The following is a 12,920-nucleotide window of genomic DNA, read 5'->3' on the forward strand; positions in this document are numbered from 1 at the left end:
AGTGCTCTTGATAGCACTAGAGCGGGTCGTCCATGACCCGCCGCTACCAAGGCTAATGGTCTCGGGGCGGGTGACAAGACGTCCCCCGGTTGTTCCCTCGCGCTGGGAACTACCCTGGTCCGGTGCGTGACAAAACCCAAACGAATTCCGCCGCACCCGGTGACGGGCTGATCCGCGCCGGTGCGATCGTCTTCTTCGCCGGGGCGCTGGCCACCGTGGTCACGGTGGTTCCGCTGTTCCTCGGCACGAAGCCGTTTCCCACCTACATGTACGGCCTGAGCATGCTCATGGCCGTCGGTTTCCTCCTCGCCGGCGCGGGCGTCCTGCGGACGGTCGCCGCGGGCCGCCGTCAGGCGCGCGAGGCCTCGGCCTCCCGGTAACCGGCCAGCCACGCCGGGAAGGCGGACAGATCGTCGAGGACGACGTCCGCCCCGGCGGCGCGCAGTTCCTCGGCCGGGCAGGGTCCGGTCGCCACGCCGACCGACAGGGCTCCCGCCGTGCGGGCGCCGCGCACGTCCCCGACGTGATCGCCGACGTACACGCCGGCGGCGTACTCGCGCAGCGCCTCCGCCTTGCGCTCGGCCCACAGGTCGCCCACGACGACGTCCGGGTCGATGCCCAGGTGGCTCAGGTGCAGCTTGGCGTTGGGCTCGTACTTCGCCGTGACCACCATCGTGCGTCCGCCTGCCGCCCGCACCGCGGCCATCGCCTCGCGGGCGCCGGCCATCGCGGGCGTCGCGGCGATGGCGTACACCGGGTACATCTCCCGGTACAGGTCGGCCATCTCCGGCACCCGCTCCGCGGGGAACCAGTTGATCAGCTCCTCGGCGAGCGGCGGCCCCAGCCGTGTCACCGCCAGATCGGCATCGATGAACGTCCCGGTCCGCTCGGCCAGCGCCGTGTAGCAGGCGTGAATGCCGGGCCGGGAGTCGATCAGGGTCATGTCGAGGTCGAAGCCGACGGTGAATGTCATATGGGTCATTGTGTCAGTGGGGTGCCCAGGCGGACGCCGCCGGTCGGCGGGCCTCTTCGGGCGGTGGGTCAGCGGGTCTCCGGGCGCCCGCCACCTCCGGCTCCCCGGCGACCGGGCGCCTCAGCAGGCCCCCGGGCGCACGTGGCCCGGACAGCGACCCGCCGCTCGGGCTGCCCCCATGGCTGTTCAAGCGGAGCCGCGGATCACCAGCGCGCTCCGGTCGGCGCCCACAGGGAAGTCCGGGCGCCTGCCACCCGGATGGCGACCCGCTCCCTCCGGCTCCCCCAGCGGGTGTCCAAGCGGTGCCGCCGGTCGGCGGCCCGTTTCCATCGGTGGGTCAGCGGGTGCGTTGGGAGCGCCAGAGGAGGAACAGTGCCGAGGCGATCGCCGCTCCCCGTACCACCCACGGCCATGTCCCGGCGACCGCCTCGTTCATGTGGCCCTGCGCGATCGGGGCGCCCCAGCGGCCGTTGACCCGTCCCCACAGCCAGACCAGCCCGGCGGCGACGGCCGTGCCGGGCAGGACCATCACGGCCACCTTGGTCTCCGCGGCGGTCAGCCGCCGGGAGCCGTAGGCGATCACCCAGCCGAGCAGCAGGGCGAACCAGTTGCCGAGCACCGCGCCGGCGATCAGCGCGGCGGCGGCCAGCAGCAGAAGGGGGTTGGTCCAGCCGGCGGCCGGCCGGGGCACCAGGCGCCGGCGCGCGGTGGGCCCGGCCTCCGCTTCGGGCTCGGGCGCGGCGGCCTCTTCCGGCTCGGCGCGCTCCACCGGCGCCTTCTCCTTCGGCGGGCGCCTGAGCAGCTCCGGGATCTCCACCCCGCCCACGAACCCCGGCACCGAGTCCGTCTCCGCCGAGACCCCGAACGGATTCCCGCCCAGACGCCACCAGTCGGGCTGTGCGGCGCTGTCCCCCAGTTCGTGCGCGGGGGCCAGGTGCGGCGGGGACGCGGCGTCGCGCGGGGCGGAGGGCGCGGACTGGCGCGGTACGGCCCGGCGCAGCCCCTTGCGGCGCTCCCCGGCCCCGCCCTTGTCACCGTCACCGGCCGCCGACTCCCACGCCTGCTTCCGCCGGCGCTTCGGCTCGGCCGGCACGGGCTGTACGGGCACGGCGGCGGACGCCGGCTGCGGAACCCGGCCGGCGCCGGACCCGCCGCCCGCGGCGGCCACCACCTCGTCGGGGCTGCCCAGCCGGTCCAGGATGCGGCGGACCGCCGCGGGGCTGTCGACCGTCGCCCCGGCCCGGTGCCGCTCGATCTCGCCGCGCAGCTCGGAGACGAGCCGCATCCGCGTGGCCGACGGCAGCTGGCGCTGCTGAGCGATGTCTCCGACACGGCTCAGGTACTCGTAGACGACCTGGTCGCTCTCGATCCCCAACGCAAGCCCCTCCGGGGTGGCGGCGATGAAACCCCGTGAGGACGGTAGCGCAGAGAGGTGTCCGACGGCCCGTACCGGGTCCCGGGGCGCCCCCCTCGGGGGTGGCAGCCGCTACCGTGGGTCAGATGAGCCAAGCGGCCCACCCAGCACCCCGTTCCCTCGCGGAAGCGCTCCGCGCGCGGGACGACGCCTCCCTGGCCGCGCTGCTGCGCAGCCGCCCCGACCTCATCACGCCCGTCCCCACCGACCTCACCCAGCTGGCCACCCGGGCCGGCACCCGGGCCTCGGTGCTGCGGGCGCTGGAGCGGCTCGACCGGTTCGCGCTGCAGACGGCGGAGGCGCTGGCCGTGGCCCCGGACCCGGCGTCGTACGACACGCTGCTGGGCCTGATGGCCGGGGACGCCGGGGACGAGACGGTCGCCGCCGCGCTGCCGCACGCCCTCGGCACCCTGCGCGAACAGGCGCTGGTGTGGGGCGACGACGACCGGCTGCGGCTGGTCCGCACCGCCCGCGAACTGCTCGCGCCGTCCCCGCAGCACCCCTCCCCGACCGGGCTCGGGCCCACCGTGCAGGAGGCCACCTCCGGCATGTCGCCGGGCCGGATCCAGGAGATCGTCACGGCGGCCGGGCTGCCCTCGACCCATGACTCGGTGTCCGCCGTGGCCGCGCTCACCGCGCTGTTCTCGGACCGGAAGAAGATGGCGAAGCTGCTCGCCGACGCCCCCGAGCCCGCCGTGGAGGTGCTGTCGCGGCTGGTGTGGGGGCCGCCGTACGGGCAGGTCACCCCGGAGCCGGCCGCGCATCTGCGCTGGCTGCTGGACCGTGGTCTGCTGCTGCCGACCGCGCCCGGCACGGTCGTGCTGCCCCGCGAGGTGGCCCTGCACCTGCGTCAGGGGCGGGCCCACCGCGCCCCCGAGCCGCTGCCGCCCGCCGTCGAACCGGCCGCCACCCACAGCCCGCAGGTGGTGGACGCGACGGCGGCCGGACAGGCGTACACCGCGCTCGCCACGGTCGAGGAGCTGCTGAAGGACTGGGACGAGGGCGGTCCGGCCGTCCTGCGGGCCGGCGGTCTCAGCGTCCGCGACCTGAAACGGACCGCCGTGGCCCTGGACGTGTCCGAGCCGGTCGCCGCGTTCTGGGTGGAACTCGCCTACGCCGCCGGTCTGATCGCCTCCGACGGCGAGGCCGACGAGCGGTACGCGGCCACCCCCGCCTACGACGAGTGGCTGGAGCGGCCCGCCGCCGAACGCTGGGCCCGTCTCGCCGAGGCCTGGCTCGCGGCCACCCGCACGCCAGGGCTGGTCGGCGGCCGGGACGCCAAGGACCGTACCCTCTCCGCGCTCGGCCCGGGCCTGGACCGCTCGGCCGCGCCCGAGGTACGGCACCGGGTGCTGACCCTGCTGGCCGGTCTGCCGGCCGGCGCGGCGCCCGGCGCCGACGCGGTGCTGGCCCGCCTGCGCTGGGAACGCCCGCTGCGCGGCCCCCAGCAGCGGGGCGCCGATGAGGACCTGCGCTCCCGGCTCGCCCGCTGGACCCTGTCCGAGGCGGAACTGCTGGGCATCACCGGCCGCGGCGCTCTGTCGGCACACGGCCGCGCCCTGCTCGGCGCCCCGGCCCCGGGTGCGGGCTCCCGCACCGGCTCCGACGCCCCGGACACGTCCCGCGCGACCGCCGGCACCGCGCCCGCTCAGGCCGCCGCCCACGGTTCCTCGGCCGGCACCGGCACCCCCCGGCCCGCCGAGCCCTCTTCTCCCGAGTCCTCCGGCCCGGGGGACAAGCTGCCCGTGCACCATCACCACCGGCCCGCGCACGTCCTCGCTCCGCTCTCTCCCGCCGAGCAGGCCGTGGCGACGGCCGCCGCCGCGCGGTTGCTCGCGCCGCTGCTCCCCGAGCCGCTGGACCACGTCCTGCTCCAGGCCGACCTGACGGCGGTTGCGCCGGGGCCGCTGCAGCGTCCGCTGGCCGATGTGCTGGACGTGCTCGCGGACGTCGAGTCCAAGGGCGGCGCGACCGTGTACCGCTTCACCCCGGCCTCGGTGCGACGCGCGCTGGACGCCGGCCACACCGCCGCCGACCTGCACGCCTTCCTCGCCCAGCACTCCCGCACCCCGGTGCCGCAGCCGCTCGCCTATCTGATCGACGACGTGGCCCGCAAACACGGCCACCTCCGGGTCGGCGCGGCCTCGGCGTACGTGCGCTGCGACGACGACAGCCTGCTGAACGAGATCCTGGCCGACAAGCGCGCCGCCGCCCTGCGTCTGCGCCGCCTCGCCCCGACCGTGCTGGCCACCCAGTCCGACCCGGCCGCGCTGCTGGAGGGCCTGCGCGCGATGGGCTACGCACCGGCCGCCGAGTCCGCCGAGGGCGACGTGCTGATCGCCCGGGCCCACGCCCACCGCACCCCGCCGCGCACCGCGCCCGAGCCGGTCCCGGACGGCCCGCCGCCGCCCGACGCCACGCTGCTCTCGGCGGCGATCCGCGCGATCCGGGCCGGCGACCTGGCCGCCACCGCCCCGCGCAAGCCCGCCGGCGAGGCCCCCTCCGGCGGTGAACCGCCCCGTACCTCCTCCGCCGAGACCCTGGCCACCGTGCAGGCCGCCGTGCTGACCGGGGCGAGCCTGTGGATCGGCTACGTCAACGCCGACGGCGCCGCCAGCCAGCGCGTCATCGCCCCGGTCAAGGTGGAGGGCGGCTTCGTCACGGCGTACGACCACACCGCGGACGAGGTCCGCACCTACCCCCTGCACCGGATCACCGGAGTGGCGGAGCTGGCGGAGGACTGAGGGTGATCGCCGCCGGGTGCGGCACACTGGATGTTTGGCCCCGTCCAGCCGTTCGGAAAGGCAGCCCGCGTGAACGGTCCCCTCATCGTCCAGTCCGACAAGACCCTGCTCCTGGAAGTCGACCACGAGCGGGCCGACGACTGCCGTCGGGCCATCGCGCCGTTCGCCGAGCTGGAGCGGGCCCCCGAGCACATCCACACCTACCGGGTCACTCCGCTGGGGCTGTGGAACGCGCGTGCCGCCGGGCACGACGCCGAGCAGGTCGTGGACGCGCTGGTGCAGTACAGCCGGTACCCGGTGCCGCACGCGCTGCTCGTGGACATCGCCGAGACGATGGACCGCTACGGGCGGCTCACGCTCTCCAAGCACCCCGCGCACGGACTCGTGCTGACCACCACCGACCGGCCGGTGCTGGAGGAGGTGCTGAAGTCCAAGCGGATCACCCCGCTGGTCGGAGCGCGGATCGACCCGGACACGGTCGTCGTGCACCCCTCCGAGCGCGGGCAGATCAAGCAGACACTGCTGAAGCTGGGCTGGCCGGCCGAGGACCTCGCCGGGTACGTCGACGGCGAGGCGCACCCGATCGAGCTGCTGGAGGACGGCTGGGCGCTCAGGCCGTACCAGAAGCAGGCCGTGGAGAACTTCTGGCACGGCGGCAGCGGTGTCGTCGTGCTGCCCTGCGGCGCCGGCAAGACGCTGGTGGGGGCCGGGTCGATGGCACAGGCCAAGTCCACCACCCTGATCCTGGTCACCAACACCGTCTCCGCCCGGCAGTGGAAGCACGAGCTGGTGAAGCGGACCTCGCTGACCGAGGACGAGATCGGCGAGTACAGCGGCACGAAGAAGGAGATCCGCCCGGTCACCATCGCCACCTACCAGGTGCTGACCACCAGGCGGAAGGGCGTCTACCCCCACCTGGAACTCTTCGACTCCCGGGACTGGGGTCTGATCGTCTACGACGAGGTGCATCTGCTGCCCGCTCCTGTCTTCAAGTTCACCGCGGATCTGCAGGCCCGCCGCCGGCTGGGCCTCACCGCGACGCTGGTGCGGGAGGACGGCCGGGAGTCGGACGTGTTCTCGCTCATCGGGCCGAAGCGGTTCGACGCGCCCTGGAAGGAGATCGAGGCGCAGGGCTACATCGCGCCCGCCGACTGTGTCGAGGTCCGGGTGAACCTCACGGACTCCGAACGGCTGGCGTACGCCACGGCCGAGACCGAGGAGAAGTACCGCTTCTGTGCGACGACGGACACCAAGCGGAAGGTGACCGAGGCCATCGTGCGCCGGTTCGCCGGGCAGCAGATCCTCGTCATCGGCCAGTACATCGACCAACTCGACGAGTTGGGCGAGCACTTGAACGCCCCGGTGATCAAGGGCGAGACGTCCAACGCCCAGCGCGAGAAGCTCTTCGACGCCTTCCGTGAGGGCGAGATCAGCGTGCTGGTGGTGTCGAAGGTCGCCAACTTCTCCATCGACCTGCCCGAGGCGACGGTCGCCATCCAGGTGTCCGGCACCTTCGGCTCCCGCCAGGAGGAGGCCCAGCGCCTCGGCCGGGTCCTGCGCCCCAAGGCCGACGGCCACCAGGCGCACTTCTACTCGGTCGTCGCCCGCGACACCATCGACCAGGACTTCGCCGCCCACCGGCAGCGCTTCCTGGCCGAACAGGGCTACGCCTACCGGATCATGGACGCCGACGAGATCCTGGCGGAGGACAGCACGGGCTGAGCCGGCGGAGGACGGCACGCGCTGAGGGGTGTGCTGCCGGGGCCGGCACGGGGGTGCTGCCGGGGGCCGGTGCCGCCGTCACCGGCGGCGTATGCCCGCTTCCTCGCCGTACTCGCCGAGGATGATCACGCCGAAGGCGGCCTCCGCGAACACCTTGACGGCACGCAGGGCGTTGCCGAGCCAGTGGTGGTGGGGGCCGTCCACGGCCGTGGCCCCGGACGGCGGCCGGGCGGGGCCTGGGGAGATGGTTGCTGCGCTCATGTCTCCATGGTGGATCGCCGGACATGCCGGAGGCATCGGTCTCCGGGTCCAGTTCCGGACAGCCCCGCGTAGATCTTCGGGTGGAGCCGGGCCCCTACTTCCCGGGCGCGCGTCCCCTAGGGGGCGGCCGGGCGGCCGGAACCGACGCGCGCACCGGGCGCCCCGGGCGGAAATCCATTGGCCCCGCCCCCGCCCGCTCCCCTAAAATCTCCGCTCTTGCCCGCCTCCCCTCCGCGGAGTGCCGTCGCCCGGTCGGAAACCGGGCGGCATCGTCGTAGCCACCCAGCAGGTCCACCGGAGGCATCCCCGTGCTCACGTCCCCGCCCGACGACGATCCCCTCACCCGAGAGTGCTCCCACCTCGCCGCCTCCCGCGCCGCGCTGCGCGCCATGCGCGAGGACGTGGAGGCGCTGGACATCCGGGACGTCACCGCGAACTGGGTCAACGCCGAAGTGCTGTCCCGCCAGATCGACGAGCGGATCAAGGCGCTGGCCGACCTCAGCGACACCCCGCTGTTCTTCGGCCGGCTGGACTATCTGCACGCGCCGGGCGCCGACCAGGCGGAGGGGGCGTACGGGGAGAGGTTCTACATCGGGCGGCGGCACGTCCACGACGCCGACGGCGACCCCATGGTCATCGACTGGCGTGCCCCGGTCTCGCAGCCGTTCTACCGGGCGTCCAAGAAGGACCCGATGGACATCGCGCTGCGCCGCCGCTTCGGCTACACGGGCGGCGAGCTGACCGCGTACGAGGACGAGCACCTGTCCGACCCGGCCGAGGCGGCCACCGCGAGCAAGCTGCTCCAGCAGGAGATCGAGCGGCCGCGCGTCGGCCCCATGCGGGACATCGTCGCCACCATCCAGCCCGAGCAGGACGAGATCGTCCGCGCCGGCCTGTCCGGCACGGTCTGCGTCCAGGGTGGCCCCGGCACCGGAAAGACCGCCGTCGGCCTGCACAGGGTCGCGTATCTGCTCTACGCCCACCGGGAGCGGCTGGCCCGCACCGGCACCCTCGTCATCGGGCCGAACAAGTCCTTCCTGCACTACATCGAGCAGGTCCTGCCCGCCCTGGGCGAGCTGACGGTGCAGCAGGCCACCGTGGACGACCTGGTCGCCCACGTCGAGGTGCGCGGCACGGACGACGCGGCGGCGGCCGTGATCAAGGGCGACGCGCGGATGGCCGAGGTGCTGCGCCGGGCCCTGTACTCCCACGTGACGATGCCGGCGGAACCGGTCGTGGTGGTGCGCGGCTCACGCCGCTGGCGGGTCCCGGCGTACGAACTGGAGGAGATCGTCCGGGAGTTGCTGCAGCGGGACATCCGCTACGGCGCCGCCCGCGAGGCCCTGCCGCAGCGGATCGCGCACGCGGTGCTGGTGCAGATGGAGCGGTCCGGGGAGGCGCCCGACGACCGGGTGCAGGACGCGGTGGCCCGCAACAGCGCGGTGAAGGCGGTGGTGAAGACGGTCTGGCCGCAGGTGGACCCCGCCAAACTCGTCCTGCGGCTGCTGACGGACGCGGACTTCCTCGCCGAGCACGCGGCCGGGATCCTGGACGAGGACGAGCAGAAGACGATCCTGTGGGCCAAGCCGGTGCGCAGCGTGAAGTCGGCCAGGTGGTCACCGGCGGACGCGGTGCTGGTCGACGAGGCCGCCGACCTGATCCAGCGCACCCACTCGCTGGGCCATGTCGTCCTGGACGAGGCGCAGGACCTGTCCCCCATGCAGTACCGGGCGGTCGGGCGCCGCTGCACCACGGGCAGCGCGACCGTCCTCGGCGACCTCGCGCAGGGCACGACCCCGTGGGCGACCCGCAGCTGGGAGGAGGCGCTGGCCCACCTCGGCAAGCGCGAGGGGGTCATCGAGGAACTGACGGCCGGTTTCCGCGTCCCGACCGACGTCATCGCCTACGCCTCACGCCTGCTGCCGCACATCGCCCCGGGCCTCACCCCGGTCGCCTCCGTCCGTGAGAACCCCGGCTTCTTCGAGATCCGTGACGCCGGCGGGGCGTCCGACGTCGTCGCCGCCTGCGAGGAGTTGCTGCGCAACGAGGGCTCGACCGGCCTGATCGCCGCCGACGCCCGCGTCCCGGCGCTGGCCGAGGCGCTGACGGACGCGGGGATCAGCTACCTCGCCCCCGGCGAGGAGACCACCCGTCAGACCCGGCTCACCCTGGTCCCGGCCTCCCTGGCCAAGGGCCTGGAGTACGACTACGTGGTCCTGGACGAGCCCCAGGCGGTGGTGGACGGCGAACCGGACGAGCGGACGGGGCTGCGGCGGCTGTACGTGGCGCTCACCCGAGCGGTGTCGGGTCTGATCGTGACCCATTCCGCGCCGCTGCCGGAGCAGTTGGCCTGACGGCGCACGGCTAGGGTGTCGTGCCGTTCCGGCATGTCCCCACGGAAAGGTCTCCGTTGACCACTCCACCGCCCCCGCACCCGGCGTACCAGCAGCCTCCGGGGCCGTACCGGCCCGGTCCTGGGCCGTACGAGCAGTCCCCCGGGCCGTACCCGCCCGGTCCTGGGCCGTACCAGGCGGGTCCCGGGCCGTACCAGGCCGCTCCTGGACCGCACCAACCGGCTCCGGGGCCGTACGCCCAGGGGCCTGGTGCGTACCCACCCGCCCTTGCCACGGTGCCGCAGTACGGTGGCGCGCCACTGCCGCCGGGTGCTCCGGCCGCCGTGTGCGAGGTCTGCGGGGCGGCGCCCGCCGCGCCGGTGACGGTACGTGGCCACCAGGGCATGCTGGTCGTGATGCGGTTCCTGCGGCGGCGGGGCGTCCTGTGCCACACCTGCGGCCTGGCCGTCTTCCGGCAGATGCAGGCCGACACCCTGTTGCAGGGCTGGTGGGGTCCGATGTCGGTGCTCATCACGCCCGTCACCCTGCTGATCAATCTCGGCGCCCGGTCCGCGATACGGCGCATCCCCGCCACGGTCACGACCGGATGGCGGCCGCCGCTGGATCCGGGCAAGCCGGTGTTCAAGCGGCCGGCCGGGGTGCTGGCCCTGATCCCGCTGTGCCTGCTCGGCCTGGTGGTGCTGGCCGTTTCTGCCCTCATGGTCATCGGACTGGTGGTCGGCCCCAGCGGCAGTGAGCACCCGGCCCTGACGGTCGGCTCCTGCGCCCGGAACGACGGCGACTGGTCTCACCAGGATCTGCGGCCCGTCGACTGCGGCTCGTCGGAGGCCGAGTTCCGGGTCCTCTCCCCGGACAGCGGCTCCTGTCCGTCCGGGGACTATCTCGCCGATCCGGAATACAGCAAGGACGGCGACCTGTCGCTGTGCCTGCGGCCGCTGAACGGCTAGCCGGACACCCGAGGAACCAGAGCCCGCCCGCCGGCACCCGCCCGAGGCGCTAGGGGACCACCTGCCGGGCGACTCCCCCGTCCAGCACCCTGCGCCACTCGGCCACGGCCTGCTCGGAGACCGCCCCGTCCCACCCCGCGGAGCGCGCCGCGCCGCCGATGTGGAAGGCGTCGATCCCGGCGGCCCGCAGCCGGGGCACGTGCTCCAGGCGCAGGCCGCCGCCGACCAGGAGTTCCTGGCCGTACCCCGGCTCGCCGCGCCGCCCCGCCTCCGCGACCAGCGTCGGCAGCCCCTCGTCCACCCCGGCGGGGGAACCGGCGGTGAGGTAGGTGTCGAGGCCGGGCAGGCCGTCGAGCTGCTTGCGCAGGGCGTCGCGGTCGGCGGCGCGGTCGATCGCCCGGTGGAAGGTCCACGCACAGCCGTCCAGCACGTCGGCCAGGCGTTCCACCGCGGCGAGGTCCACCCCGCCGTCCCCGTCGAGGAACCCGAGCACGAACTGGTCGGCGCCGGCCTCTCGCAGCTCCCCGGCCACGCCCACCAGCCGTGCGACGTCACCGGCCGCGAACCCGTCCGTGAGGCGGAGCATCACGCGCAGGTCGATGTCGACGGCGGCCCGGATCCCGGCGAAGACGGACGCCGGCGGGGTGAGCCCGTCGGCCGCCATGTCGGTGACGAGTTCCAGGCGGTCCGCGCCTCCGGCCTGGGCGGCGACCGCGTCCTCGACGTCGAGGGCGATCACCTCCAGGACTGCACGCTTGCTCATGGCACCCCATTCGTCTTCATCGGCGTTCGTCGGCTCCGCGGCGGGTACGGCCGACGCGACCGACGGCTCTACAGGTCTAGTCCAATTCCAAGACTACGCCTGTGCCGGGCGGGGTTCCCTCGCCACCCGAGGGAACCCCCGTCAGCCGAAGATGTTGAGGTCCCCCTCCCGGGCGCCGGCCAGCTCGTACCCGTCCCCGTTCACCCGCCGCCCGGCGTACAGCCGTACCAGCGTGGCCGCGTCGCCGATGTACCGGGCGGGCGGCGCCGCCGCCACCGGCGCGCCGAACCGCAGCGGCTCGTCGACGTCGTCCAGGTCGGCGTGCAGCGGCAGGTGATCCCTCTCCCGGGTGATCCGGGCGAGCAGCGTCAGGGCGTCGGGCAGCCCGGCCCCCGCGTACGCCCCCGGCGCGCCGAGCACGTCGCGCACGTCACCGGCGTGCACCCACTCCCCCAGCGCGATCATGTCGAGCGCCCCGCCCGCCTCGGCGATCACCGGTCCGGCCTCGGTCATCCCGCGCTCCAGCTCGTCCACGACCTGCGCGTTCGACCACTCGGCACGCTCGGCGATGTCCCGGTCGTTGGACTCGGGCGAGAACACGCCCCGCTCGAACCGGCCCTCCACCACCCTGATCAACGCGGCCGAACAGTGCGCCAGCACATCCCGCACCGACCACCCCGGACACGCGGTGGTCGGCAGCGCGAAGTCCGCGTCCGGACGCGAGCGCAGCAGCGGTATCAGGGCGTCCCGCTCGAGGCCGAGCAGCCGTCCGGGCAGTTCGGGGTCCCTTGCTTCCAGTACGTCAGTCATGGGGGCCACGCTAGGGGCGCCGACGGCGTGCGTCACGGAACAATGGGCACATGGCCGACCTCGACGCCCTGCGCCTCCGCTTCACCCGCGCGCTGGAAGCAGCCCGCGCCCCCGGTGGCGGCCCCGACCCGACGCCGTACGCCGACAACCTGCTCGCCCGCTGGCAGGAGCCGCAGCGCCGGTACCACACCGTCACGCATCTCACGGCGGTCCTCGACCACATCGACGTCCTGGAGAAGTACGCCGCCGACCCGGACGTCGTACGCCTGGCCGCCTGGTTCCACGACGCCGTCTACCTTCCCGAGCGCTCCGAGAACGAGGAACGCTCGGCCCGGCTGGCCGAGCGCGCCCTGCCGGAAGCGGGCGTCCCGGAGGCGAAGACGGCGGAGGTGGCCCGCCTGGTCCGCCTCACCCTGACCCACGACCCGTCCGCCGACGACCCCGACGGCCAGGTCCTCTGCGACGCCGACCTCGCCATCCTGGCCGCACCCCCGTCCGCGTACGCCGCCTACACCGCCGAGGTCCGCGAGGAGTACCACTTCGTCCCGAACGACGCCTTCCGCGAGGGCCGCGCGGCAGTCCTCCGCCAACTCCTCGCCCTCCCCCGCCTGTTCCACACGCCGTACGGCCGTGAGCACTGGGAGGCGACGGCGCGCTACAACCTCACGTCGGAGCTGGAGATGCTGTCGGCCTGACACGGTCGGGCGGTTCCGAGCGGGACGGTCACCGCTCCCTCTCCCCCGCCCGTCATCCGAGCGCAATGCTCCACACTTCACCATGTCCAGGCCATTCACTGGGCTCGGTACCGTCGCAACACATCCCGCTTCGGCAACGCGCCACCGCCGCTCGAAGCTCCGTGGCGGTCAGGTCCCCGGGCTCCGCCAATTCCCCCCGCAGCCCGGCAGTCGGCCGTGATACGGCGGCCCAAGGCG

General features: G+C 74.1%; 11 protein-coding genes. 6 read left to right on the forward strand and 5 right to left on the reverse strand.

From position 1 onward, the window contains the following. The first annotated feature begins 122 nt into the window (after nt 1-122). A complete protein-coding gene (locus tag ACGFZN_RS12475) occupies nt 123-380 on the forward strand; it encodes a hypothetical protein (protein WP_330339233.1) in 258 nt (85 codons plus the stop codon). On the opposite strand, the gene ACGFZN_RS12480 is transcribed toward ACGFZN_RS12475, so the two are convergent. Next, entirely contained in the window at nt 350-973 is a 624-nt protein-coding gene (locus ACGFZN_RS12480) for an HAD family hydrolase (protein ID WP_393858418.1), read from the reverse strand. The two genes, ACGFZN_RS12475 and ACGFZN_RS12480, sit on opposite strands and share 31 nt — an antisense overlap. Nucleotides 974-1,310: 337 nt before the next feature. Then, nucleotides 1,311-2,348 carry a hypothetical protein gene (locus tag ACGFZN_RS12485; protein WP_393858419.1) on the reverse strand — a complete coding sequence of 346 codons (1,038 nt, stop codon included), beginning with the start codon at nt 2,346-2,348 and terminating at the stop codon, nt 1,311-1,313. A gap of 125 nt (nt 2,349-2,473) precedes the next feature. Between ACGFZN_RS12485 and ACGFZN_RS12490 the strand changes: the two genes are divergently transcribed. Together ACGFZN_RS12490 and ACGFZN_RS12495 are read left to right on the forward strand one after the other, a co-directional pair. Continuing rightward, nucleotides 2,474-5,131 carry a helicase-associated domain-containing protein gene (locus ACGFZN_RS12490; RefSeq protein WP_393858420.1) on the forward strand — a complete coding sequence of 886 codons (2,658 nt, stop codon included), beginning with the start codon at nt 2,474-2,476 and terminating at the stop codon, nt 5,129-5,131. 69 nt (nt 5,132-5,200) lie between these two features. Next, the gene (locus ACGFZN_RS12495; RefSeq protein ID WP_393858421.1) at nt 5,201-6,853 is read left to right on the forward strand and encodes a DNA repair helicase XPB; all 1,653 of its coding nucleotides are present in this window, start codon (nt 5,201-5,203) and stop codon (nt 6,851-6,853) included. Between the two features lie 78 nt (nt 6,854-6,931). On the opposite strand, the gene ACGFZN_RS12500 is transcribed toward ACGFZN_RS12495, so the two are convergent. Beyond that, nucleotides 6,932-7,114, reverse strand: a complete 183-nt coding sequence (locus ACGFZN_RS12500) for a hypothetical protein (RefSeq protein ID WP_393858422.1) — start codon at nt 7,112-7,114, stop codon at nt 6,932-6,934. A gap of 389 nt (nt 7,115-7,503) precedes the next feature. On the opposite strand from ACGFZN_RS12500, the gene ACGFZN_RS12505 reads away from it, so the two are divergent. Then, nucleotides 7,504-9,468 carry a HelD family protein gene (locus ACGFZN_RS12505; RefSeq protein WP_393858575.1) on the forward strand — a complete coding sequence of 655 codons (1,965 nt, stop codon included), beginning with the start codon at nt 7,504-7,506 and terminating at the stop codon, nt 9,466-9,468. A 275-nt stretch (nt 9,469-9,743) separates the two neighbouring features. Continuing rightward, complete coding sequence (locus ACGFZN_RS12510) at nt 9,744-10,415, forward strand: hypothetical protein (RefSeq protein WP_393858423.1); 672 nt, start codon at nt 9,744-9,746, stop codon at nt 10,413-10,415. A 49-nt stretch (nt 10,416-10,464) separates the two neighbouring features. Here ACGFZN_RS12510 and ACGFZN_RS12515 read toward each other — a convergent pair whose 3' ends face one another. Beyond that, a complete protein-coding gene (locus ACGFZN_RS12515) occupies nt 10,465-11,178 on the reverse strand; it encodes a copper homeostasis protein CutC (protein WP_393858424.1) in 714 nt (237 codons plus the stop codon). A gap of 141 nt (nt 11,179-11,319) precedes the next feature. Beyond that, a complete protein-coding gene (locus tag ACGFZN_RS12520; RefSeq protein WP_393858425.1) occupies nt 11,320-11,988 on the reverse strand; it encodes a maleylpyruvate isomerase family mycothiol-dependent enzyme in 669 nt (222 codons plus the stop codon). Nucleotides 11,989-12,038: 50 nt separating this feature from the next. Here ACGFZN_RS12520 and ACGFZN_RS12525 point away from each other — a divergent pair, with 50 nt between their 5' ends. Beyond that, complete coding sequence (locus tag ACGFZN_RS12525) at nt 12,039-12,683, forward strand: hypothetical protein (protein ID WP_393858426.1); 645 nt, start codon at nt 12,039-12,041, stop codon at nt 12,681-12,683. The last annotated feature ends 237 nt before the right edge of the window (nt 12,684-12,920 follow it).

This window comes from Streptomyces sp. NPDC048192, assembly GCF_043202415.1.
In the GTDB taxonomy this organism is placed as follows: domain Bacteria; phylum Actinomycetota; class Actinomycetes; order Streptomycetales; family Streptomycetaceae; genus Streptomyces.